The organism is Bacillus sp. FSL P4-0290 (assembly GCF_037975435.1).
GTDB lineage: Bacteria > Bacillota > Bacilli > Bacillales > Bacillaceae > Bacillus > Bacillus subtilis.
This window is the reverse complement of the sequence record NZ_CP150253.1, coordinates 2279744-2303534: the sequence shown is the minus strand read 5'-3', so window position 1 is coordinate 2303534 and position 23791 is coordinate 2279744. Positions and strand designations below refer to the sequence as shown.

Below are 23791 nucleotides of genomic sequence, written 5' to 3'. Positions count from 1 at the left end.
CCATTGTTCAATACTTCTACCAGCAATAATAAGATGAGTAAGGTAGATGTTTATCATTGACATCATAACCAAATGAATCCATAATTACGTTGAAATCTAAATCAATTTTCAAAAAGGAGATTTCTCATGAAAAAATTGACTATCTTCTCCGGGGGATTAGGAGCGGTTTTTTCTGTACTGGCTCAACTGTTTGCGGTTATAGATGACTCTTACACTTTGGGGAATTTATGGTTTTTAGGTACTTTGGCGGGAATTATAACCATGCTTGCTTCAATCCAAACAAATAATAAACCAATCTTCAGCATTTTATTAATTTCTAGTTCAGTAATAGGTCTACTTGGAACTGGTCTTGTATACATCATACCAACACTGTTCAATATAATAATAATTTATAAATTTTCAAAAGTAAGCCAATAAGCCAATGGGAAAATTAAGGTTCTTTTTTTATTTAACATCCCTTTGACAAGGTCGGTAATGAATCGCAGAATGCTTATGCTTGCAACTGATCCACACAGCTGGGGCTTCCGTGGGCATGATTATCGAACGCCATGTTTCTAGGATACCGGAATTGAAACATTTGCTGAGACATTTCGTGAAGCTGATCACCAAATGACCATTTTCATAGAGGCACGTCTAAAGAAGCTATCATAGGAGGACAATACTGTGTGGAAAGCTTTAAGTCAATTACTCAAGAAACAGAAAAATCAAAGTCCAAGCGATGAAGATTATATACAGATTCCAGAATTAGAAGTAAAAGTTTTGGGGATGCTTCACAGTATCAATATAGACTTGGTTAATTTAATAGCTCAAGCAGAAAAGTCTAAGGAGTTTATAGGATAAATCGAAGGCATCTGGCATTCTATAGCAAATCAATTTTATTCACTCGCCCAAGGGTTTGAGAATGAGGATATCAATAAGCTTTCTGCGGATCTTGATCATGCTGCCGCCACTTGGGAAGCTGTTGCTAATAAAGCAAAAGAGTTTGTAACAAATTCATACCAAGGGTAAAAGAAAAATAAGGGCCTGAAAGGGCTCTTTTGCTTATAGTCATATTTCCCGTAAGTATTACTTTTTGGATTTATTAAATTTTAAAGCGTGTTTGTTTCACTGAATTCATAGTCAAAAGGGGAATGTTTTTATGCTTGGAATCAACGTTGAAAAATCAAATGAAAACTTAATTATCAATTGGCAGCTATCCAAAATTGAAATTCCAATCAAAGAAATCAATGATGTATTTCTTGATCCAAACTATGGGGGAGAGGAGAAAAGCGCAGTAAGGATTGGGTTTCCTTATGGCTCTACGGATAGGGTAGTGATTAAAACAGCAAATCATACTTACATTTTGTTCACCACTAATGCTGCTTTAATTATGAATAAAATTGTTTCTTTATAAACAGTTTATGTCCCTTTTAAATTTCTGTGTGGGAAAATTTAATGGGATGATTTAAGGAGGAGCATTTATGGAAGAAGGAAAATTAGTCCACATGACACTAGATGGTATTAAGAAAGCAGTTACTAAATATGGTACATTTCCTGTGTTTCATCATGGGGGTTATGTCTTGGAAGATGCTACTTTTCATTTCAAAAATCCAGCAACTCCTCAAGAAATTAGCGGCTTAGAAAAGGAATTAGGTGTTACTTTCCCTAATGACTATAAAGAGTTTTTGTTACAACACAATGGGGTGGAAATGTTTGATGGCATTGAAATACTTAGCTTAGAGGGAATCATTGAATATAATGAGGTTCAAGATTTCCCAGAGGGATACTTATTAATAGGATATCATTTTGATGGAAGGTATGTCATAGACACAAACAAATCAAAAAAAGGATTAGGTTATATGTTATATCTAGACTCAATTGACGATATTGAAGATGCGATTAACTTAAATTCTAATTTCGAGATAAGGTTTGATATGCTAGTGTCTTCTAATGGAACGAAATATTGGGAAGTAAATCCGAATCTCCAAGAGTATTATAAACTGGTTTCAGAATAACACTTCGGCAAAAGAAAAAATTATGACTAATTTCAACAACCAAAGAATCTGCAATTTGAGGGAAGTATAATGACAATTTACGAGCAAATTAAAGATGCTTTGAAAAATAAGATCAATGAGTTGGTTTCACCTCAAGAATTAAAGAAAACCCTTCAAGAAAAATACGGAACTAATCCGGATAGCATTATTTTATCAGATTATTGTTATAACCGGTTTCTAGCAAGAGGCAATATTGTTAATAAGGATAGTCATTTAAAGAAGTTATTGTTGTCTTCATATTGAAATAAAGATTAAGTATATTTGAGGGGAGTTAGTTACTTTAATGCACATAACAACAAAAAGGTTATTGATACGTGAATTTGAATTCAAAGATTGGCAAGCAGTATATGAGTATACATCTGATAGTAATGTAATGAAGTATATACCTGAAGGGGTTTTTACTGAAGAAGATGCAAAGGCATTTGTAAATAAAAACAAAGGTGATAACGCTGAAAAATTCCCTGTCATACTAAGAGATGAAGACTTTCTTATAGGCCATATTATCTTTTATAAGTATTTTGGTGAACATACATACGAAATTGGGTGGGTGTTTAATCCCAATTATCAAAATAAAGGGTATGCTTCTGAGGCAGCCCAAGCTATCTTGGAATATGGATTTAAAGAAATGAACTTACATAGGATTATAGCTACGTGTCAACCTGAGAATATTCCTTCATACCGAGTTATGGAGAAGATCGGAATGAGAAGAGAAGGATTTTTTAAAAAATGTATTCCGAAAGGCAATGAATGGTGGGATGAATATTATTACGCTATTTTAGAGGAAGAGTGGAATTGTAAGAGGGGTAATGCAGGAATTTGAAACCATAACAGCTATAGAACGTATAGTGATAGTAGGGCTTATAGTGCTTAATATGAATGATGTGAGAGGGGTATCCAAATGCAAATTCATCTCACCAAAAGCGGAAAACAAGACAATCATCATAAATGGTTAGGAACTGTCTTGCTCAGTTGGGGAACATTCGTATTTGCTTTGTTTTTTGCTACTTTAGTCGGTTCAATGGCTAGCCAAGCAGGAGCTTCCAAGCTTTTGAAGCAAGGCATCCAAGCAGGTTTAGTCACATTAATAACTGTCCCGTTGCTCTACATTCTTCTTAAACGGATGTCTAGTAGACCCTTTTATTCTATAGGACTGTCTGGGTGGCGGCAAGCCATTCCGAAAGCCATAATAGGAGCAATATATGTGATTGTATTATCCGGGTCTGGTTTCGCTATCGCCCATTTATTAGGCTGGATCAAAGTTACACAATTTCACTTCTCTGTCCATTTAGTGACAGCATTGCTCCTAAATATGATTATCGCATTCTTTTATGAAGCTTTTCCAGAGGAATTAACTTTTCGTGGGACGGTGTACTATGCTCTAAATAAGCGTTGGAACTGTTTTATGGCCTTACTCCTACAACCAATCCTGTTTGTGCTTGCACCAATAATTGTAAGTGTTTTGCAATATATAGCTGGAATTGAATCACCTGCTATCACATTAGATTACATCGTTTTATTGTTGACTTTTGGATGCATCCTTCAACTCCTGCGTATTGTAACAGGAAGCTTATGGACGTCTATCGCTTTTCATCTAGCCTTTCTTGAAAATTCTCGGTTCTTCGTCCTGCAGGGGAAGGAGCGCTTTATTACCTATGAAGAAATTGTTCCGGGAACAGGTGCGCTGTTTGTGATCTTTTTTATGTTGCTTATTGTCGGTACTCTACTATTAATACCTGTTGCGATAACTCGCCGAAATACTATTCAATGGCGGAAGAATGAGAAATGCGACCAAGATGTTTAATTTCTGAGTAGAACAGTAGTTTTAAAGTGATTTTAAGGAGGATCTAGACAATGTTGAAGAAGCATTCATTTAGAAAGAGGTTATAAACATGCAAGTTTTAAGGATCATATTTGTTCATGTCTTGTCCGCGTTATCAGCTGCTGTTGTTTATGTTTTTGGCATTGGTTATGACGGCTACATACCATACTTCCTAATAAGTGTTTAATCTTTGCTGCACCTGTTCAATATTTCTTAAATCGCAATCCAAAAAGGTTTAACGCGAAATATTTACTCATATACATATTCTTTTCCTTCTTAGTATGGTTATTCTTCGCTTTCATTACTGATCCAAAAAACACCTTAAACTTTCTGATGGGATATGAAATATACTTGTTTAGCGTCTCATTTGCCGTAATATTTTGGATCTGGGACTCGGTTTTTCTGCAAAACATTGGGAGGGTAGCAGCGTAGCTTAAATCATCACAATCCTTTTCCTTATGCACGGTCAAAAAGCCCTTTTATTTACCGGATTATGCCATAAATAGGTAAGGGAGAGAGGGATGAAAAGGGTTAATCGTTTAACTTTGGTTTGCTTAGGCTTAGTCTCAAGTTTTACTCTTCCGAATGCTGAAGCAAAGCTAACGGTGGATTAAACAAATGTAGACTTTGTTTTGAGCGAGGAATCAACAATTGTCTTCATGGCAGATAATTTCGACCGGAATTTTGACCGCACTTGGTTATAAATTCACAATACACAATAATAAAGACTGTACTCTAAATATGAAACTTAGCAGAATAGCTCTAACTGATGGATATTTTCAAGGAGCGAGAAAGAATTCCAGGAAGTTATTTGGACTACAGTGCAGCAGATCGAGTAGAAGGTGATCAGTTGGAAATAACAAAAAGTTCAGGCTGCGGCGATGTGTGGATAAAAGGTATTTATGGATTTGAACATGAAGAGCGGGATTATTAAATTCAGCGAGGTCAAGGATCCATTATAAACTTAATGATCATTTTAATTGATCAAAAATAACTAAAAGGTGAGAATATGATTAAATCAAAGTTAAAAACGATTATAGACCAAAGAAAGATCAGTATCCGGAAACTTTCCAGAGATATTGATCATGAGTATCCAACTGTCAGAAAGCTATATAATGACGAAATGGAGCGGTATCCGAGAGAGCTGTTTGATAAAGTCTGTCCCTATCAAAACATCGAACTGCATGAGTTGTTGATATTCCAAAAAGATCATATTCCTAAAGTGAGAATGTCTAAATGAAGATAATGGAGTATATGGAGGAAAGGTTTCAAAACCTCGAATTCATTCCTAGCATCTATAATCAATGGGGCATAGGAATCCATTTTTGTCTTGGGAAAAATAGCTATCAACTCAAAGAAAATGAAGAATTGAATCTTAAGAGGTTCCAAGTTGTATATGAGCAAATAACAATCCTTTTTAATGAATTATTTGAACAAAATGATGACATATTCCTCGTAACGAATATGTATAAGCACAAGAAAGAGAAATGTATAAGAAAATTAAAGGTCTATCAACCGTTTCTAAAGTGTAAAAATCATTTGAATCAAATTCTGGTGAAGACATATCCCTACCCTTTCGAAATCAATAAAGCTGAAGAATACGAGATGCAACAATTTTCCTTGTTATGCAAACCTCGAGACTTACGTGTAACTGAATTACTTAAAGCAGCCAGTAACGAGGATTTTCCATTAAAACCGAAATTCGGAGGTTACTCTATTGATTACCCTGATGTTTTCTTTGTGAACATTACAAAAGACATTATTTTCTTTATCTATGATGATCGTGGATGTGAAGTCATAGCTCTTGATTTCAAACGAATACGTCCACTTTATGAAAAATATCACGACTGGGTAGAAGAGTATAAGTACATGTAATACTCTTTTTTAATAGAAACTGAAAAAATCTAAGTTTTATATGGCTCTAGTTCAGTTCGACAAGCCATGGGACAACAGCTAAAATGGTTTTACGTAATTAGGGAAGGATTCTAAAGGTCGGGCTGAGAAATGAATGATTCAATTAGTTGTCCATTTCAAAAAACCATATGCTGATGATGAGGATTGGATTAAATTAAGTGTCAACAGAAAGGGATGGGAAATTTCAGAATTGCTTGACTTTACTTTATGATGAAAGGGGTCGAGTAAGATGGATAAAAAAAAGGATGAAATACAAAGAAAGTATAGGGAGCAAATGAGGGAGAAGAAAGAACGAGAAAAAGAAGATGGCAGTTCACATACTTTTGAAATTGTTGTTGTGCTAGCCATTATCATATTGATGTTTTTCTTTAATTCAGTATTTAAGGCTTTTTAGATATTGTACAGATGACTTTCAGGATTATTGAAAAAATAACCCTTTGAGGTATTAGTATTGAAGGACTTATGAAAATTCAAGAGGCAGTTGAATCTTAAATAATTAATTACCAAATATCGGGGATGGAAAATGAAATTGTATAATGAATTTATCAATATAGCTAAAATTTTTAATAAAGAGCTAGACATCATTCCATTATTATATGGCTCTTTAGGTCTTGAAAAGGTAACTGGGTTAGACTTTTCTCCAGAAGATATTGATCTCCTTATTCCTTTAATTTTTTTAGAGGAAAAGTGGGAAAAACTAAAAAAAGTGATGGAACTGCATGGATACAAAATGGTTGATTTACATGAGCATGAATTTAAGAAAACTAATACAAAAATAGGCATTGCTTATATTGAGGATTTAAAACCATTTGCAGATGTAGACTATAATAACCTAGAGGTTTTTGAAGATGGCGGAGCGAAATATCATTTGCTAACGATTGATGATTACCTCAAGATTTATAAAAAGTCTTTATTAGATGGCTATAGAAGAAGGAAGAAGAATCATAAAGACCAAAGTAAAATTAACATATTGAATAAATTAATACAGAATTAATTTCTGTATTCTCTTTTGTTTTCACCCTCAATTAAATTTTTAAGATTAAAATAAGTTTGGATAAATCATAGTGTTTAACACAGTCTTTAATCCTCAGACAGTCAAATAGCCATTTCTACTCCTGTTGAAAGCTTCTCTATTTTTGCTTCTTATTTATTCCTGTATTGATATAAGTATGTAGGGTTGGACTTATAACATAAACTACTCTGGCCATTCCTTTTCTTTCTACTCATGACCAAGTTTGCCATCAGCATAAATCTACGATAACAGTCTCCATACATCCTGTTATCACCTTTATCAAACTGTTAATGCAGCTTACCACTAACCAATTCCTTATTTCGCATAGATCATCTTTGTCATGTGGTTACACAAGAATCTGTTTTCGGACTGATCGTTGTTAAATGATACATGACATTCGCAAATATTTGAAACACTGAATATAACGAAACATTCAAAAATCAATATTTAATTCATTCTGTTTAAACTTTCTGAAAAAGATGTTGAAAAAGTTGAAAGGATTTTATAATATTAAATCAAGTTAGTTTGTTCGATCAACAAACTAATAAGATGAACTTTCATTGTCCACAAGATAAGGTCTTACTAAATATGGATGGAAGGGGGATAAGAGGGTCGATTTAATGGAGCTAAACAATATAAGAAACGAAAGAATGAGGCTTTTATCCTTTTCCAGGTATATAAGGTATGACGAAAAAAGATGAATTTTCTGCTTGCTGATCACCATATTTTTTTGCACTGTTTTGAAAGCGCTTTTATAAAAGTTTACTGACCGTAAATTCGAGAAATTGTTATACCGTTTCACACTGTTCCATATTAAAGGATCGAAAAGGGGAGAAATCATGCTCAGTGAAAATGTAAAGAAGATTAGCATGGTTGAAAAAGTTGGATATGCGTCTGGAGATTTTGCTTGTAATTTAATTTATGCAACAGTGTCTACGTATCTTTTGTTCTTCTATACAGATGTTTTTGGTTTATCGGCAGCAGCAGCCGGTACTATGTTTTTAGTGGTTAGAATAATCGACGCTCTCGCTGATCCTTTTATCGGAACAATAGTTGACAGAACGAACAGCAGATTTGGACGCTTTAGACCGTATCTTTTATTCGGAGCTTTTCCATTTGTCATACTGGCAATACTCTGTTTTACAACACCAGACTTTTCGGATATGGGGAAATTAGTATATGCCTATATAACCTATGTTGGCTTGTCGCTTACATACACAACGATAAACGTTCCATATGGCGCGTTAACTTCTGCAATGACTAGAAATAATCAAGAAGTTGTTAGTATAACTTCTGTTCGCATGTTATTTGCGAATCTTGGGGGACTTGTCGTTGCATTTTTTGTTCCCTTACTGGCTGCTTATTTAAGCGATACTTCCGGCAACGAGTCTCTTGGCTGGCAACTAACCATGGGTATTTTGGGAATGATAGGCGGGTGCCTTTTAATCTTTTGTTTTAAAAGCACAAAAGAGCGGGTCACTCTTCAAAAATCCGAAGAAAAAATTAAATTTACGGATATATTTGAGCAGTTTCGTGTTAATCGTCCACTTGTTGTATTAAGTATTTTCTTTATTATTATTTTTGGAGTGAATTCCATCAGTAATTCGGTTGGCATTTATTACGTAACGTATAACGTAGAAAGAGAGGATTTGGTGAAGTGGTACGGTTTGATAGGAAGTTTGCCCGCTTTGGTCATTTTACCGTTTATTCCAAGGCTTCATCAATTTTTGGGGAAAAAGAAATTACTAAACTATGCATTATTACTGAATATTATCGGCCTCTTAGCTTTACTGTTTGTTCCGCCAAGTAATGTTAACCTCATACTTTTCTGTCGATTAATCGCTGCTGCTGGAAGTCTCACTGCCGGGGGATATATGTGGGCGCTTATTCCTGAAACAATAGAATATGGAGAGTACAGGACTGGAAAAAGAATGGGTGGGCTCATTTACGCTATAATCGGATTTTTCTTTAAGTTTGGTATGGCCTTAGGAGGAGTTGTTCCGGGTCTGGTTCTTGATAAGTTTGGATATGTGGCAAATCAGGCACAAACCCCGGCGGCATTAACGGGGATTTTAATTACAACAACCATTATTCCCGTGTTCTTGCTTGTTCTAGCTTTAATTGATATTAATTTCTATAACTTAGATGAGAAAAAATATAAAAACATGGTTCGAGAATTAGAGAATAGAGACAAAGTTTATTTGGATCATATTGATGATTTCAAAGCTTAAAAAAGAAAATAAACTGAGGAGGAGTCCCAAATGAAGATTACCAATCCAGTACTTAAAGGATTCAATCCCGATCCAAGTATTTGTAGGGTAGGAGAGGATTATTATATCGCTGTATCTACATTTGAGTGGTTTCCGGGAGTCCAGATACACCACTCAAAAGATTTAGTAAATTGGCACTTAGTTGCACATCCATTACAGAGAGTTTCACAATTAGACATGAAAGGAAATCCAAATTCAGGTGGGGTTTGGGCACCATGTTTAAGCTATAGTGATGGGAAGTTTTGGCTGATCTATACGGATGTTAAGGTAGTAGATGGCGCATGGAAAGATTGTCACAATTATTTAGTTACTTGTGAAACGATTAATGGTGATTGGAGTGAGCCGATTACATTAAATAGCTCGGGATTTGATGCTTCTTTGTTCCATGATACGGATGGAAAAAAGTATTTATTAAATATGTTATGGGATCACCGTATTGATCGGCACTCATTTGGAGGAATTGTTATACAGGAATATTCTGATAAAGAGCAAAAATTAATCGGTAAACCAAAAGTTATATTTGAAGGAACGGATAGAAAACTGACAGAAGCTCCGCACCTTTATCATATCGGGAACTATTATTATTTATTAACTGCAGAAGGAGGAACACGGTACGAACATGCTGCTACAATTGCCCGTTCTGCAAATATTGAGGGGCCATATGAAGTTCATCCCGATAATCCAATCTTAACGTCATGGCATGACCCAGGAAATCCATTGCAAAAATGTGGTCATGCATCCATTGTTCAAACACATACAGATGAGTGGTATTTAGCTCATTTAACGGGACGTCCTATTCATCCTGACGATGATTCAATTTTTCAGCAGAGAGGATACTGTCCTTTGGGCAGAGAAACAGCTATTCAAAAACTTTACTGGAAAGATGAATGGCCCTATGTAGTAGGTGGAAAAGAAGGAAGCTTGGAGGTAGATGCACCTTCTATACCCGAAACAATATTTGAAGCAACGTACCCGGAAGTTGATGAATTTGAGGATTCAACATTAAATATAAATTTTCAAACTTTAAGGATTCCATTCACGAATGAATTAGGTTCATTGACTCAAGCGCCAAATCATTTACGATTATTCGGTCATGAATCATTGACCTCGACATTTACTCAGGCATTTGTAGCCAGACGCTGGCAAAGTCTCCATTTTGAAGCCGAAACTGCTGTTGAGTTTTATCCGGAAAATTTTCAACAAGCCGCTGGATTGGTGAATTACTACAATACAGAAAACTGGACGGCTCTTCAAGTCACGCATGATGAAGAACTTGGCCGCATTCTTGAATTAACAATATGTGACAACTTTTCTTTTTCACAGCCATTAAATAATAAAATTGTTATTCCTCGTGAAGTAAAGTATGTATATTTAAGAGTAAATATTGAAAAAGACAAATATTATTATTTCTATTCTTTTAACAAAGAAGATTGGCACAAAATTGACATAGCACTGGAATCGAAAAAATTATCAGATGATTACATCCGTGGGGGAGGATTCTTCACAGGGGCCTTTGTAGGGATGCAATGCCAAGATACCAGTGGTAATCATATTCCGGCCGACTTTAGATATTTTCGTTATAAAGAAAAATAATTTGCACATGAAAAAGGAGATTTCTATTTTAGAACTCCTTTTTCATATGAGAAGGTGCCTATGTCACTATTGCTTCAGAAATACCCCTAGAATAAAAAAGCTCATCTTTAAAGATGAGCTGTACATTCCATAAAAATTACATTGTAACCATGTCCAGAAAATGATCAATCACAATGGAGGACATTCCTAATGCCGGCGCATTCTGTCCTAAGGAAGATGGCAATAATTCATAGCTATTGCCTAATTGGGAATAAACCCTTGACGACACTTCACTTCTCATTGAATTTAAAACCATAGGATGCGATTCAATTATGCTATTTCTTAAAATTACGGCCTGTGGGTTGAAAGTATTCAAAATATTGGTAAGGCCTATTCCTAAATAGAATCCAAAATTCTGTAATGCGTTTAAGGTTCCGATATCATTCAGATGGGCGAGGTCTATGATATCTTGATAGGACAGTTTTTTCGCTTTAGTCTGAAGAGATTTTAATAAAGCCTTCTCTGAAGCATACAATTCCCAGCAGCCTCGGTTTCCGCAACTGCATTTAGGACCATTAAAGTCTATTGTCATATGTCCCATTTCTCCAGAGAAGCCGCTTACTCCTCTATATAAATGATTGTTGATAATAACACCGATCCCTATCCCTGTGCTGATACTTACGTAAATAATGTTATCGTGATTTTTTGCAGCTCCAAATACTTTCTCTCCATATGCGCCAGCATTTGCCTCATTTTCAATAAAAACAGGCACATTGTACTTCTCTTGTATCGAAGATTTTAAGTCAATATCTCTCCAGTTGGAGTTCGGAGTGAAAACAATTTTTTGATCTTTATCAATGAGTCCAGGCACGCAAATACCTATACCAATAAGCCCGTACGGAGATTGGGGCATATGCGTAATAAAGTGATGAATCATATCAATCAAAATGTCTTGCGTTATTTCTGGAGAATTGGATTCCAAATGGCGGTATTGATCAAGAACGATCGTTCCTTCAAGGTCTGTTAAAATGCCATTGATATAATCCACACCAACATCTATTCCAACGGAGTATCCTGCCTTTTTATTAAAAACAAGCATGACAGGTCTTCTTCCGCCACTTGATTGTCCTTGACCTATTTCAAATACCAGATTTTCTTTCATTAACGTGTTTACCTGTGATGAAACAGTTGATTTATTTAATCCAGTCATTTCAGATAATTTTGCTCTTGAAATAGGTGAATTTTTAAGAATTTCTTTTAATAATAACTTTTGATTTACTTTTTTGACAAAGGTTTGATCAGCGATATCCACTTCATCCACTCCATTTGTTTAATCTTTAAATTAAGTATGAACATAGTACATAGCGAATCTTCCCTTTATTATATCTAATGTGTTCATAAAAAACTAAAAAAAATATTGAAAATACTGATGAGGTTATATAAGATGAAAATAAGTTAGTTTGTTTAAACGACAAACTAATAGGTAACTTACAATATGAAATAAAATGCATTTGTATTTGAATGATCATGTTTTAAATTTATTTTTAAGGGGGAAATCACATGGCTCAATCTCATTCCAGTTCAACCAACTATTTTGGAAGCGCAAACAAAGTGGTTTACGAAGGGAAAGATTCGACTAATCCTTTAGCATTTAAATATTATAATCCTCAAGAAGTAATCGGCGGAAAAACGATGAAAGAGCATTTGCGATTTTCTATTGCCTATTGGCATACATTTACTGCTGATGGTACAGACGTTTTTGGAGCAGCTACGATGCAAAGACCATGGGATCACTATAAAGGCATGGATCTAGCGAAAATGAGAGTAGAAGCAGCATTTGAGATGTTTGAAAAACTAGATGCACCATTCTTTGCTTTTCATGACCGGGATATTGCACCAGAAGGCAGTACGCTAAAAGAGACAAACCAAAATTTAGATATGATCGTGGGCATGATTAAAGATTACATGAGAAATAGCGGCGTTAAGCTATTATGGAATACCGCAAACATGTTTACGAATCCCCGTTTCGTCCATGGTGCCGCGACTTCTTGCAATGCAGATGTGTTTGCGTATGCTGCAGCACAAGTGAAAAAAGGGTTAGAAACAGCAAAAGAGCTTGGCGCTGAGAACTATGTATTTTGGGGCGGCCGTGAAGGATATGAAACATTGTTAAATACTGATTTAAAATTTGAGCTTGATAATTTGGCTAGATTTATGCATATGGCAGTGGATTATGCGAAGGAAATCGGGTACACAGGGCAGTTTTTGATTGAGCCAAAACCAAAAGAGCCGACCACCCATCAATACGATACAGATGCAGCAACAACCATTGCCTTTTTGAAGCAATATGGCTTAGACAATCATTTTAAATTAAATCTTGAAGCCAATCATGCCACATTAGCTGGGCATACATTCGAACATGAATTACGCATGGCAAGAGTACATGGTCTGCTTGGCTCTGTTGACGCAAACCAGGGTCATCCTCTTTTAGGCTGGGACACGGATGAATTTCCGACGGATTTATATTCTACGACATTAGCAATGTACGAAATCCTGCAAAATGGCGGCCTAGGAAGCGGCGGATTAAACTTTGACGCGAAGGTCAGAAGATCTTCTTTTGAGCCTGATGATCTAATATATGCCCATATTGCAGGGATGGATGCGTTTGCAAGAGGATTGAAAGTTGCCCACAAATTAATCGAAGATCGTGTGTTTGAAGATGTGATTCAACATCGTTACCGCAGCTTTACTGAAGGGATTGGTCTTGAAATTATAGAAGGAAGAGCTAATTTCCACACACTTGAGCAATATGCGCTAAATCATAAATTAATTAAAAACGAATCTGGAAGACAGGAGAAATTAAAAGCGATATTGAACCAATACATTTTAGAAGTATAACAGGATAAGCTCCAGATCCTGCTATCAATACCAAGTCACTGAATTACCCGTCATGATTCCTTTCCTATTGCTTGTTGTTATGACGGGTAACTTCTATAATTAGGATTTATTTAGAGTGAATGGTTTTTTAAAAGGGCAAGGAGTGAAAAAATGAAGTATGTCATTGGAATAGATCTTGGAACGAGTGCTGTTAAAACCATTTTAGTTAACCAAAACGGCAAGGTTTGTGCAGAAACGTCCAAAAAGTACCCGCTCATCCAAGAGAAGGCGGGATATAGTGAGCAAAATCCTGAAGACTGGGTGCAGCAAACAATTGAAGCATTGGCTGAATTGGTTTCTATATCCAATGTTCAAGCCAAGGATATTGACGGGATAAGCTATTCGGGACAAATGCATGGATTAGTACTGCTTGACCAAGATCGTCAGGTGTTACGTAATGCAATTCTTTGGAATGATACCAGAACAACGCCTCAATGTATAAGGATGACCGAGAAATTTGGCGATCATCTTCTTGACATCACAAAAAACCGTGTTTTAGAAGGGTTTACATTACCTAAAATGTTATGGGTAAAGGAACATGAACCTGAACTTTTTAAAAAAACTGCTGTGTTTTTGCTTCCGAAAGACTACGTGCGATTCCGTATGACCGGTGCCATTCACACCGAATACTCCGATGCAGCAGGAACTTTACTTTTACATATTACTCGCAAGAAGTGGAGCAATGATATTTGCAATCAAATTGGTATTTCTGCAGATATTTGTCCTCCGCTTGTTGAATCTCATGATTGTGTAGGGTCGCTGCTTCCGCACGTTGCCGCCAAGACCGGGCTATTAGAAAAAACAAAAGTGTACGCTGGGGGAGCAGATAATGCTTGCGGCGCTATTGGAGCAGGTATCCTTTCTTCCGGAAAAACATTATGCAGTATTGGGACGTCAGGGGTCATACTTTCCTACGAAGAAGAAAAAGAAAGAGACTTTAAAGGGAAAGTCCACTTTTTTAATCATGGAAAAAAGGATTCTTTTTATACGATGGGCGTCACGCTCGCTGCAGGATACAGCTTGGACTGGTTTAAAAGAACGTTTGCACCAAACGAATCGTTTGAGCAATTATTGCAGGGGGTGGAAGCTATTCCGATAGGAGCCAATGGACTGCTATACACTCCTTATTTGGTTGGTGAAAGAACGCCGCATGCTGATTCTTCTATTCGGGGAAGCTTGATCGGAATGGATGGAGCCCATAATAGAAAGCATTTTTTGAGGGCAATAATGGAAGGTATCACATTCTCTTTACATGAATCAATTGAGCTATTCCGTAAAGCGGGAAAATCAGTTCATACTGTTGTTTCTATTGGTGGGGGAGCTAAAAATGATACGTGGCTGCAAATGCAAGCTGATATTTTCAATACGAGGGTAATTAAGTTAGAAAATGAACAAGGGCCAGCTATGGGGGCTGCAATGCTGGCTGCCTTTGGAAGCGGATGGTTTGAATCCCTTGAAGAATGTGCAGAGCAGTTCATTCGTGAGGCTGCTGCATTTTATCCAAAGGCACAAAATGTTCAAAAATATAAAACACTATTTGATTTGTATAAGAACATTTATACTCACACAAAGGATCTCAATCAAGCTTTGAAGAGCTTTCGAAAAAACTAATGATGTTATTGTCTGGAGATCAACGAAAGAACAATTAACGATTAATCATCAAAGGCCTTTGATGACATGGCTGCCTTCTTTTGAAAAGATGGTGAGAATAAGGTATCGCAACCTTTAAACAGTATTGGAGTGTCCAGCAGACAAAACGAACGAGCGGAACCGTATTCTGTCAGCGAACACTTCAAGAAGTGAGAAAGCTTAGGAATGCCAATGGGTAAGATGTATGAAACCGCGCTAACGACGGTAGAGGGATCTCTTGATTTATGATGAAATAGGAAGGATGTTTACACACAAATAACCCCCTCACATTGACGTGAAGGGGTGTTTTTTATTGTTACTATACAGCGGAAATTTTACAGGCTAGTTGCATGATTTTAGCTTGATAAGCAGAATGGAACTAGACTCTCCATCATCTCTTTCTAATTCTTTGGAAACTGCATTCTGCTAGGTTTGCTGCTTTTTTTAACAAACAGTGTTTTTCTATTTCACACAGCCATTAAATCCTCTGTTCGTCACATAACCGCTCTTACTCCAAATTGACAGTTTATCTGATTTTGCTTCTTGCTCATCTAGTCTGAATTGGTCTATGTATTTTGTGTTAGGCTCATATACATATGCTACTCTGGCCAATCCCTCTTTCAATAATGTCTCTTGAACAGATTTGCCGTCAACATAAACGTATGCTAACAGTCTTCCATACTTATCTCTGCGATCGCCTTTATCAAATTCCAGCTGTAGCTTACCGCTGTTGACCAATTCTTTATTTCGTTTCGACGCATCCTCACCGTATGGTTGAACACAAGAATTTGGTTTCTTCGTCTCAGGTGTATCAACGAGCAAGTAGCGCACTGTGTCTTCCTTTCCGTTGTAAATAACCTTAATCGTATCTCCATCTATTGCTCTATCTAATGTAACATCGACCAATTTCTTCTGATTTTTTGAATGAGGCGTGCCGGCCTTTTGTTCTGTCTGATTATATTTATTAGATTGAGTATCTTGAGAGACTTGCTCCGTCCCATTAGAATCTGAATGGTTTTTGGCTGCGTGATTTGATCCGCAAGCTGCCAAAGTAATACTTAAAACGATTGCGATCATACTGATCAAAATCTTCTTCATATTGATTCCCTCTTTATCATTTTCTCTTTTTGCGTTTAAACATCATCATTATAACGATATGGACATTTTTTGTGAATGGAAAACTTCAAGGGAACTTATAACACTCCAAATTGCCAATAGTTAACTTTACAACGAGATGATCAAAACATCACCATCACATAGCGGAAATAAATAATCCTGAAAATAATATTGACTGAAAATGCTTTTGGAATTATGATAATATGAGAAATGACAATAATGTGACAAAAACATTACTACAACATAACAACTGATAGCTTAGGTTTATTCTATTGGCTAAAAATGTAAACGGTTACAAATCCAGAGGCGAAAATCTAAGATAGAGATGACTTTAGTTTTGACTCAATATCCACACTGAAAGAGCTTATTAAGTATTCTTAATAAAGGCAGGGGAAATGGATATGAATGAACATCGAAATCGAAGGTTGAAATTAATAATGATTTCAGCAACTTTTGGAGGGCTTCTCTTTGGATATGACACCGGAGTTATAAATGGAGCTTTACCTTTTATGGCAAGGCCAGATCAGCTTGATTTAACACCGGTTACAGAAGGGCTTGTTACGAGTATTCTTTTATTAGGTGCCGCGTTTGGAGCGTTGTTATGCGGAAGATTGGCTGATCGATATGGCCGCCGTAAAATGATCCTTAATCTTTCCTTTTTATTTTTCCTGGCATCACTGGGAACAGCGTTAGCACCTAACGTTTTCATCATGGCGGTCTTTCGTTTTTTACTGGGGCTGGCTGTTGGAGGAGCCTCGGCGATGGTGCCGGCCTTTTTAGCAGAAATGGCACCGCATGAAAAGAGAGGGCGTATGGTAACCCAAAATGAACTAATGATTGTTGGCGGGCAATTTTTAGCATATGTTTTTAATGCGATCCTCGGTGTAACAATGGCAAATACGGGACATGTTTGGAGATACATGCTAGTCATTTGTGCTGTTCCGGCTATCATGTTATTTGCCAGTATGCTTAAGGTCCCAGAAAGCCCCCGATGGCTAATCACCAAAGGCAAAAACAGTGAGGCGCTGCGAGTTCTTAAACAAATTCGAGAAGATAAACGTGCAGAAGCTGAATGTAGAAAAATTCAAGAAGCGGTAGAAAAAGATACAGCACTAGAAAAGGCATCACTCAAGGACTTTTCTACACCATGGCTGCGCCGTCTTTTATGGATTGGAATTGGTGTTGCCATCGTGAATCAAATTACAGGTGTGAACTCGATTATGTATTATGGCACACAAATCCTTAAAGAATCTGGTTTTGGTACAAAAGCGGCTTTAATCGCTAATATTGGAAATGGGCTGATATCAGTTATTGCAGTTATATTTGGGATTTGGCTGGTCGGAAAAGTGAGACGGCGTCCAATATTATTGATTGGTTTGGCGGGGACGACTACAGCTCTCCTATTGATTGCGATTTTCTCAATTGTGCTTGATGGATCTATGGCACTTCCTTATGTAGTGCTTTCTTTGACCGTTTTATTTCTTGCCTTTATGTAAGGGTGTGTAGGACCTGTGACTTGGCTTGTCATAGCGGAAATATTCCCTCAAAGGTTAAGAGGACTTGGTTCTGGGATAAGTGTTTTTTTCCTTTGGATATTAAATTTTGTGATCGGTTTTGCTTTCCCGATCTTGCTTAGCTCTGTAGGTTTGTCTTTTACATTCTTTATATTTGTGGCTTTAGGTGTATTGGCAATCGGTTTTGTGTACAAATTCATGCCGGAAACAAAAGGGCGTACACTTGAAGAATTAGAAGAGCATTTTCGTTCTCGACACGATCATAATACTCCTGAACAATCAGTTATTGAGTTATAAATATGTTGAAAATCTCTCTTCTTATAGGAGGGATTTTTTTAGTTTCAGAAAAAACAAAATCCCTCTGGTAGAGGGATTTTGATTCAGCATTTTAAGATGTTCTACACGTATAATACTGGAGTTGATACTTTAAAAATCTCGCCATCTCTTATATAAAAACGAGGGATGCGGCGGCTTAATGTAGACACGACTTCATAGTTAATCGTATTGAGCATTTCAGCCACTTCATCAACGGAAATCTCGGCTCCTTTTTGCTTACCGTAAATCACGACTTCTTCTCCTTGTTTACCTTCACCGTTTTCTCCTAAACTGACCATGATCATATCCATTGTTACTCTTCCCGCCACTGGCACTCGTTTTCCGCGATGAAGAACAAACCCGCGATTGGAAAGGGCACGAGAATAGCCGTCAGCATAGCCAATCGGGAGTGTAGCAATTACTTCATTAGGTTCTGCGATGTATGTAGCACCATAGCTAACGGTTCGGGGTTCTGTCCGCATGGTTTTCACATAAGCGATGCGTGCCTTTAAACTTAACGCAGGTTCAAGCTTAACGAGATTTAGTTGTTTAATATAGGCTGAAGGATATAAACCATATAAGCCGATACCTAAACGGATCATATCAGCGCTAAATTCCGGAAATGCGATAGCTGCAGCCGTGTTGCACATATGCACGGTGGGCAGCTCAATCCCCTGTTTTTTTAAAAAGCTGAGAAAACTGATGAATTTTTCGTGCTGCAGCTTTGTGAGTGTTGTGTCCGGTTCATCAGCTGTCGAAAAATGTGTGAAAATCCCTGTCCATCTGAGGAATTTACTTGCCTTTAAGGCTTTCACTACTTCTAAAAGTTCTTCCTTTGTGCGTACACCTAATCGTCCCATGCCGGTATCCACGTTAATATGAATGGCCAGCCGGTTAGCACTCGCTTCTTTTTCCAATATCTCGTTTGCTTCTTTCATCCAATCAACCTGAAATGCTGATAATGTTATATTCCAAGCTGCTGACTTCTTTACACAACTAAGGGATGTAAAACCAAGCACAAGGATAGGTGCTGTAATCCCAGCTTTTCGTAAAACGATTCCTTCCTCCACACTGGCAACAGCGAGCTCACTCGCCCCGTGTTCCAGTGCATGGCGTGCCACTTCTATAGACCCGTGACCATAACCGTTCGCTTTTACGACAGCCATAATTTTGCTCTTATGTGGAATATGACGGCGGATCGCTCGCAAATTCTTTTTAACGGCATCAAGATTGACTTCGATCCAAACTTCTCGGCAAAGCTTTATCATCAACGCTTCCTTCCTTCTTATGGATTGTAAATACCACCTATTGCCGCAAGAATAAATGTTAATTGTTGGATGATTCGATCTTATTTTATTCAACTTTATTTGAAATCATTCAACAGCAAATCCATGTGATACGAGAAGGTGCCTATCAATGTTCGAATAATAGCAAGTACGGGATACATGAGGCTTGTAAGTGGGGTGTTAATGGGTACGGCGACCGAGGATTACAAAAATGATTATTTGTTTCGGGACATTTTTTTCTAAGGGTAGATGATAACGAGAAATCTAATCAGGAAATACTTACCGTTGTTATGAACATTGAAGAACCTTTTAAATGAGAAGGGCTGAGGAAATTCTGTAAAAGATAATCGGTTGAAAAGGCAGTCGATTCCTTGTTCCATAAACCTAACATCAGAGTATATAATTAAACTCGTATTCACAAAAATCGTTTAAGTAAGGGGTATACATGAATAGGGGAGTTAGTTTTCAAATACCGAATGAATATGGAAATTTTCTATGGAGAATACTGCAGCCGGTAGAAATAGCTAATTATAGGTGGCAAACGAGTGGGGAATCTTATTTTGTTGTAGAAGGAGAGCTCGATGATGAGGAACTTTTTCATGACTACGCAATTGTTGAAGGGGCAGTTTTTGAGCAACAATTAAAAACGAATCAGTACTATACCATTTTCGTTGAACTGAAAGCATTTCCATATGGAAAAATGGTTAATCAAGTCAATACATATGAAGAGTTTGCTGACAGTGATTGCGAACTTGTCCTGTTGATAGCAGATAATAGCTACGTTTCGATTTACTGTAAAAACAAAAATATCATTGAAAAACTGTACTTCAATGCTTTACAGAATGATTTTGAAGACGTTGAATTTATAACTGATGAAAATGACACAAGAACAAGCCTTACTGTATGATACTCAATAAAAATTAAAGGAGCTAGTACATGACAATGCAAATTAAAATCAAGTATCTAGATGAAACACAAACAAGAATCAGCAAAATTGAGCAGGGAGACTGGATTGATCTTCGGGCAGCTGAAGATGTAACAATCAAAAAAGATGAATTTAAGCTTGTCCCATTAGGTGTTGCAATGGAGCTGCCTGAAGGTTACGAAGCACATGTCGTCCCTCGTTCAAGTACATATAAGAACTTTGGCGTTATTCAAACAAATTCAATGGGTGTTATCGATGAGTCATATAAGGGAGACAACGATTTCTGGTTCTTTCCTGCTTATGCATTGCGTGATACTGAAATTAAGAAGGGTGATCGTATCTGCCAGTTTAGAATCATGAAGAAAATGCCGGCGGTTGAATTGGTTGAAGTCGAGCATTTGGGAAACGAGGATAGAGGAGGACTCGGTTCAACAGGTACGAAGTAAACAAAATAAATCCTTGGCTGTCTTCATGCTGTGTGATTGATCAATGGAGGTTTCAGCCAAGGTACATATAAATATTATGTATAAAATGAATATTTTAATACGAAGGATTTAATTAAAAACAAAGTTTAAAAAGGGAAGTTTTGAAAAAGTGAAATAGTAATAACTAAAGTCGATAAAGAACCTAAAGATGTCAAAGGAACAATTTTTCTGGTGCTTTGCTTTTTTGAAGGTTTACTTAGCTCGTGGATAACTGCCCCCCATAAAAGCATGGATGCTAAAATTATAATACTTATATACATAAAGATGCTTCTTTTATTATATTTACAGTTTTTACATTTTTATCGATTTTACCACATTTAGGATTGAGTTGTCGATGAAACAAGCATCTCTATAAAGAAATACTTTTATCTAAATTTTTATAAATAGGGGAAGGCAACTAAAAACTAGTAATGCCACTAATAATAAGCCAAGTTAAATGACATGTGTTCATTAATAATTGAATTTACAGCAGCCTTGAGACAAGTTCAAAATATAAGATGAAATGAGACATAAGACTTCACAAAAAAATCTGAGTATCGTCGATAAATATCATAAAAAAGCCCCCGGTATGTCGCCGGGGAATTAATAGACGTTTAAGAGATTTAGTGATGTTTTTTATATGATTCGACAAAATCATAATAATGATCATCGTCATCATAATACTTTTTTTCGTAATGATAATCGTGATCATCGTAATACTTTTTATCATGGTCATCATACTTTTTGTCGTAATCATAATGTTTTTTATCATGATCATAATACTTGTCGCAATCATAATGCTTCTTATCATTGTCGTAATACTTTTTGTAATATGTTTTTTTCCAAGTGTAATACTCTTCTTTATATTTTTTATAATAACCCAATTAAATTCCTCCTTTATGTTATTCGAATTTAATTTATGAAGTTTAAATGATATGGTATGGTCAAATGAAATAAGAATAGTAAAAAGAGGCTGTTTAAAACACTTTCTGAAAAACAAAACGGATAGCTGTTTAAGAGCGAGAGAGAGCACTCAATCACTGTAAAATAATAGTAAAGTGTATAGAGAAGATTAGTATACGTAAAAAGGGACTTTCTCATTGAAGAATATTTGAACGTTATGGTTAAGATTCAAGAGCTCTATGATGTGATTTTTAACACTGCTTTTGAAGGGTTTAGAGTTAGACATCAAAAACAAACATCAAAACCGGTTAGAAACAGATCATATAAGGAATGAACCGCTGCCAAATATCATAAAAAAAATGAATGAAATTAGAGAGAATTTATTTTAAAGAAAGCCCAATTGCACATGGACAAATGACAATTGATATTGAGGTAAAATACAATGCATTAAATCAGAAAAAGCTATTGGAGGATTTAATGTGTTTAGACAATTTCCAATTTGGTATACACAAACACCTGACTATTTGAATTTTTATGTGCCGCAATATCAAACCATTTCTTATAATCCTCAACAATGTTATCAACGGTGTATGTACCAAACTGGCGGTAACTATGAGCTATGTGACAGACTATGTTATGGAGAAATACAGGTGTAAAAGAGGGGGTTATTAACTCCTCTTTAAACACACAGTGAGTGGAATAAGATCCTCACTTTATCTGCGAGTGCTTAGTATTTGCGATAATATTGCATTCGTAATAAATTATGCTTAGAACTGAAAATGAAAGAAGGATATGAATAGTTATGACGCAATTCGATAAACAATACAATTCAATTATAAAGGATATTATAAATAATGGAATCTCAGACGAAGAGTTTGATGTGAGAACCAAGTGGGACTCAGATGGAACACCGGCACATACTCTAAGTGTAATCAGTAAGCAAATGAGATTCGACAACTCAGAGGTTCCGATTTTAACGACAAAAAAGGTTGCCTGGAAAACAGCCATTAAAGAGTTGCTCTGGATTTGGCAGCTGAAATCTAATGATGTTAATGATTTAAACAAGATGGGCGTACATATTTGGGATCAGTGGAAACAAGAAGACGGCACCATCGGACATGCATATGGATTTCAGCTGGGGAAGAAAAACAGAAGTCTAAATGGAGAAAAAGTGGATCAGGTAGACTATCTTCTTCATCAATTGAAGAACAACCCGTCTTCACGCAGACATATTACAATGCTGTGGAATCCTGATGATTTAGACGCAATGTCCTTAACGCCATGTGTATACGAAACTCAATGGTATGTGAAGCAAGGTAAGCTCCACCTCGAGGTAAGAGCACGGAGCAATGACATGGCATTGGGAAATCCATTCAATGTATTCCAGTACAATGTGTTGCAGCGCATGATTGCTCAAGTGACTGGTTATGAGCTTGGTGAATATATCTTTAACATTGGGGATTGCCATGTGTACACACGTCATATAGAAAATTTGAAAATTCAAATGGAAAGAGAACAGTTTGAAGCACCTGAACTATGGATCAATCCTGAAGTGAAAGATTTTTATAACTTTACCATTGATGATTTCAAATTATTCAACTATAAACATGGGGACAAGCTTTTATTTGAGGTAGCGGTTTAATGCTGCCTTTTTATTGTGCAGTGAATGGATAGCAGGTATCCTAATTTCATTAAGCAATCTGGAAGATGAATAAAAATTGAAGGACAAACACGTATAATACATAAAAAAGATTAACTCTACAGTTAATCTTTTTTATTCAGAAGAAAATATCCTAACTTTGAAACTAAATACAAAGTAAAAGCAATCATTACAGTTCTAGATATTACAATTCCATGAATAGCTAAATCATATCCAGCAGGTACCAACGCATTTGTATTACACATAAAATATATAGATATTAGAAGTGCTACAATAACTAAAATCATTCCAAAAAGACTTGATTTTTCATATTTCATACCAATTTCCACCCTTATTAAAGTTAGGTTTAAACAAAAGAGCTGAAGAAACGAACTATGACCAGTATGCTCCAATGAAAACCGCCAGACAATGCTGGCGGCTTT

General features: G+C 36.3%; 24 protein-coding genes and 4 pseudogenes. 23 read left to right on the top strand and 5 right to left on the bottom strand.

The genetic code is table 11. From position 1 onward, the window contains the following. Window positions 1-126 precede the first annotated feature (126 nt). From MKY10_RS12325 to xynB, 15 genes and pseudogenes are all read left to right on the top strand, one after another. Window positions 127-417, top strand: coding sequence for a hypothetical protein (locus MKY10_RS12325; RefSeq protein WP_015252036.1), 291 nt, complete (start codon window positions 127-129; stop codon window positions 415-417). A 246-nt stretch (window positions 418-663) separates the two neighbouring features. Then, window positions 664-1008, top strand: a pseudogene (locus MKY10_RS12320) (hypothetical protein). Between the two features lie 130 nt (window positions 1009-1138). Continuing rightward, window positions 1139-1393, top strand: a complete 255-nt coding sequence (locus MKY10_RS12315) for a hypothetical protein (RefSeq protein ID WP_015252034.1) — start codon at window positions 1139-1141, stop codon at window positions 1391-1393. Between the two features lie 166 nt (window positions 1394-1559). Next, entirely contained in the window at window positions 1560-1994 is a 435-nt protein-coding gene (locus tag MKY10_RS12310) for an SMI1/KNR4 family protein (protein WP_080348088.1), read from the top strand. A 69-nt stretch (window positions 1995-2063) separates the two neighbouring features. Further along, window positions 2064-2273: pseudogene (locus tag MKY10_RS12305) on the top strand (hypothetical protein); the annotation flags it as partial. A 43-nt stretch (window positions 2274-2316) separates the two neighbouring features. Further along, window positions 2317-2853: a GNAT family protein gene (locus tag MKY10_RS12300; protein WP_015252032.1), complete on the top strand. Its 537-nt coding sequence runs from the start codon at window positions 2317-2319 to the stop codon at window positions 2851-2853. Window positions 2854-2931: 78 nt separating this feature from the next. Further along, on the top strand, window positions 2932-3834 hold the full coding sequence (locus tag MKY10_RS12295; protein WP_015252031.1) for a CPBP family intramembrane glutamic endopeptidase: 903 nt from the start codon (window positions 2932-2934) through the stop codon (window positions 3832-3834). Window positions 3835-4017: 183 nt separating this feature from the next. Further along, window positions 4018-4284, top strand: coding sequence for a UPF0715 family protein (locus tag MKY10_RS12290; protein WP_310503461.1), 267 nt, complete (start codon window positions 4018-4020; stop codon window positions 4282-4284). Window positions 4285-4621: 337 nt separating this feature from the next. Continuing rightward, window positions 4622-4786, top strand: coding sequence for a hypothetical protein (locus tag MKY10_RS12285; RefSeq protein WP_017697686.1), 165 nt, complete (start codon window positions 4622-4624; stop codon window positions 4784-4786). A 75-nt stretch (window positions 4787-4861) separates the two neighbouring features. Next, on the top strand, window positions 4862-5092 hold the full coding sequence (locus tag MKY10_RS12280) for a helix-turn-helix transcriptional regulator (RefSeq protein ID WP_015252029.1): 231 nt from the start codon (window positions 4862-4864) through the stop codon (window positions 5090-5092). After that, window positions 5089-5727 (top strand): DUF3885 domain-containing protein, encoded by a 639-nt coding sequence (locus tag MKY10_RS12275; RefSeq protein ID WP_015252028.1) that lies wholly within the window; start codon window positions 5089-5091, stop codon window positions 5725-5727. Before MKY10_RS12280 ends, MKY10_RS12275 begins: the two co-directional genes overlap by 4 nt. A gap of 268 nt (window positions 5728-5995) precedes the next feature. Next, complete coding sequence (locus MKY10_RS12270; RefSeq protein WP_003231681.1) at window positions 5996-6160, top strand: hypothetical protein; 165 nt, start codon at window positions 5996-5998, stop codon at window positions 6158-6160. 129 nt (window positions 6161-6289) lie between these two features. Next, window positions 6290-6760 carry a hypothetical protein gene (locus MKY10_RS12265; protein WP_015252026.1) on the top strand — a complete coding sequence of 157 codons (471 nt, stop codon included), beginning with the start codon at window positions 6290-6292 and terminating at the stop codon, window positions 6758-6760. A gap of 857 nt (window positions 6761-7617) precedes the next feature. Then, complete coding sequence (locus MKY10_RS12260) at window positions 7618-9009, top strand: MFS transporter (protein ID WP_015252025.1); 1392 nt, start codon at window positions 7618-7620, stop codon at window positions 9007-9009. Between the two features lie 30 nt (window positions 9010-9039). Next, complete coding sequence (gene xynB / locus MKY10_RS12255; RefSeq protein WP_015252024.1) at window positions 9040-10641, top strand: xylan 1,4-beta-xylosidase; 1602 nt, start codon at window positions 9040-9042, stop codon at window positions 10639-10641. A 136-nt stretch (window positions 10642-10777) separates the two neighbouring features. Here xynB and MKY10_RS12250 read toward each other — a convergent pair whose 3' ends face one another. Next, window positions 10778-11932 (bottom strand): xylose repressor, encoded by a 1155-nt coding sequence (locus tag MKY10_RS12250; RefSeq protein ID WP_153952143.1) that lies wholly within the window; start codon window positions 11930-11932, stop codon window positions 10778-10780. A gap of 248 nt (window positions 11933-12180) precedes the next feature. Here MKY10_RS12250 and xylA point away from each other — a divergent pair, with 248 nt between their 5' ends. The 3 genes and pseudogenes from xylA to MKY10_RS12235 all read left to right on the top strand — a co-directional run. Beyond that, window positions 12181-13518, top strand: a complete 1338-nt coding sequence (gene xylA / locus MKY10_RS12245; protein WP_015252022.1) for a xylose isomerase — start codon at window positions 12181-12183, stop codon at window positions 13516-13518. A gap of 150 nt (window positions 13519-13668) precedes the next feature. After that, entirely contained in the window at window positions 13669-15168 is a 1500-nt protein-coding gene (xylB, locus tag MKY10_RS12240) for a xylulokinase (RefSeq protein WP_015252021.1), read from the top strand. Window positions 15169-15269: 101 nt separating this feature from the next. Further along, window positions 15270-15435 (top strand): annotated as a pseudogene (locus MKY10_RS12235) (glycoside hydrolase family 11 protein); the annotation flags it as partial. 213 nt (window positions 15436-15648) lie between these two features. On the opposite strand, the gene yncB reads toward MKY10_RS12235, so the two are convergent. Further along, a complete protein-coding gene (gene yncB / locus MKY10_RS12230; protein WP_015252020.1) occupies window positions 15649-16284 on the bottom strand; it encodes an endonuclease YncB in 636 nt (211 codons plus the stop codon). A gap of 413 nt (window positions 16285-16697) precedes the next feature. Between yncB and MKY10_RS12225 the strand changes: the two are divergent. Continuing rightward, window positions 16698-18113, top strand: a pseudogene (locus MKY10_RS12225) (sugar porter family MFS transporter). A 101-nt stretch (window positions 18114-18214) separates the two neighbouring features. On the opposite strand, the gene alr reads toward MKY10_RS12225, so the two are convergent. Then, entirely contained in the window at window positions 18215-19399 is a 1185-nt protein-coding gene (alr, locus tag MKY10_RS12220; protein ID WP_015713988.1) for an alanine racemase, read from the bottom strand. Window positions 19400-19862: 463 nt separating this feature from the next. Here alr and MKY10_RS12215 point away from each other — a divergent pair, with 463 nt between their 5' ends. Both MKY10_RS12215 and dutA read left to right on the top strand, forming a co-directional pair. Further along, window positions 19863-20324 carry a DUF2691 family protein gene (locus MKY10_RS12215; protein ID WP_015252017.1) on the top strand — a complete coding sequence of 154 codons (462 nt, stop codon included), beginning with the start codon at window positions 19863-19865 and terminating at the stop codon, window positions 20322-20324. Between the two features lie 29 nt (window positions 20325-20353). After that, window positions 20354-20788: a dUTP diphosphatase DutA gene (dutA, locus tag MKY10_RS12210; protein ID WP_003245820.1), complete on the top strand. Its 435-nt coding sequence runs from the start codon at window positions 20354-20356 to the stop codon at window positions 20786-20788. Between the two features lie 641 nt (window positions 20789-21429). Here the strand turns inward: dutA and cotU are convergent. Next, entirely contained in the window at window positions 21430-21690 is a 261-nt protein-coding gene (cotU, locus tag MKY10_RS12205; RefSeq protein ID WP_003231648.1) for a spore coat protein CotU, read from the bottom strand. Window positions 21691-22072: 382 nt separating this feature from the next. On the opposite strand from cotU, the gene MKY10_RS12200 reads away from it, so the two are divergent. Together MKY10_RS12200 and MKY10_RS12195 are read left to right on the top strand one after the other, a co-directional pair. Beyond that, entirely contained in the window at window positions 22073-22237 is a 165-nt protein-coding gene (locus MKY10_RS12200; protein WP_003231643.1) for a hypothetical protein, read from the top strand. Between the two features lie 274 nt (window positions 22238-22511). After that, a complete protein-coding gene (locus MKY10_RS12195) occupies window positions 22512-23351 on the top strand; it encodes a thymidylate synthase (RefSeq protein WP_015252015.1) in 840 nt (279 codons plus the stop codon). 122 nt (window positions 23352-23473) lie between these two features. Here MKY10_RS12195 and MKY10_RS12190 read toward each other — a convergent pair whose 3' ends face one another. Continuing rightward, complete coding sequence (locus MKY10_RS12190) at window positions 23474-23761, bottom strand: hypothetical protein (RefSeq protein WP_015252014.1); 288 nt, start codon at window positions 23759-23761, stop codon at window positions 23474-23476. Window positions 23762-23791: the final 30 nt, after the last annotated feature.

Excerpts from the sequence above, each read along its gene's own strand:
- MKY10_RS12325 (WP_015252036.1), top strand. The coding sequence starts at position 127 with ATGAAAAAATTGACTATCTTCTCCGGGGGATTAGGAGCGGTTTTTTCT.
- MKY10_RS12315 (WP_015252034.1), top strand. The coding sequence starts at position 1,139 with ATGCTTGGAATCAACGTTGAAAAATCAAATGAAAACTTAATTATCAAT.
- MKY10_RS12300 (WP_015252032.1), top strand. The coding sequence starts at position 2,317 with ATGCACATAACAACAAAAAGGTTATTGATACGTGAATTTGAATTCAAA.
- MKY10_RS12295 (WP_015252031.1), top strand. The coding sequence starts at position 2,932 with ATGCAAATTCATCTCACCAAAAGCGGAAAACAAGACAATCATCATAAA.
- MKY10_RS12285 (WP_017697686.1), top strand. The coding sequence starts at position 4,622 with ATGGATATTTTCAAGGAGCGAGAAAGAATTCCAGGAAGTTATTTGGAC.
- MKY10_RS12280 (WP_015252029.1), top strand. The coding sequence starts at position 4,862 with ATGATTAAATCAAAGTTAAAAACGATTATAGACCAAAGAAAGATCAGT.
- MKY10_RS12275 (WP_015252028.1), top strand. The coding sequence starts at position 5,089 with ATGAAGATAATGGAGTATATGGAGGAAAGGTTTCAAAACCTCGAATTC.
- MKY10_RS12270 (WP_003231681.1), top strand. The coding sequence starts at position 5,996 with ATGGATAAAAAAAAGGATGAAATACAAAGAAAGTATAGGGAGCAAATG.
- MKY10_RS12265 (WP_015252026.1), top strand. The coding sequence starts at position 6,290 with ATGAAATTGTATAATGAATTTATCAATATAGCTAAAATTTTTAATAAA.
- MKY10_RS12260 (WP_015252025.1), top strand. The coding sequence starts at position 7,618 with ATGCTCAGTGAAAATGTAAAGAAGATTAGCATGGTTGAAAAAGTTGGA.
- xynB (WP_015252024.1), top strand. The coding sequence starts at position 9,040 with ATGAAGATTACCAATCCAGTACTTAAAGGATTCAATCCCGATCCAAGT.
- xylA (WP_015252022.1), top strand. The coding sequence starts at position 12,181 with ATGGCTCAATCTCATTCCAGTTCAACCAACTATTTTGGAAGCGCAAAC.
- xylB (WP_015252021.1), top strand. The coding sequence starts at position 13,669 with ATGAAGTATGTCATTGGAATAGATCTTGGAACGAGTGCTGTTAAAACC.
- yncB (WP_015252020.1), bottom strand. The coding sequence starts at position 16,284 with ATGAAGAAGATTTTGATCAGTATGATCGCAATCGTTTTAAGTATTACT.
- alr (WP_015713988.1), bottom strand. The coding sequence starts at position 19,399 with ATGATAAAGCTTTGCCGAGAAGTTTGGATCGAAGTCAATCTTGATGCC.
- MKY10_RS12215 (WP_015252017.1), top strand. The coding sequence starts at position 19,863 with ATGAATAGGGGAGTTAGTTTTCAAATACCGAATGAATATGGAAATTTT.
- dutA (WP_003245820.1), top strand. The coding sequence starts at position 20,354 with ATGACAATGCAAATTAAAATCAAGTATCTAGATGAAACACAAACAAGA.
- MKY10_RS12200 (WP_003231643.1), top strand. The coding sequence starts at position 22,073 with ATGAAATTAGAGAGAATTTATTTTAAAGAAAGCCCAATTGCACATGGA.
- MKY10_RS12195 (WP_015252015.1), top strand. The coding sequence starts at position 22,512 with ATGACGCAATTCGATAAACAATACAATTCAATTATAAAGGATATTATA.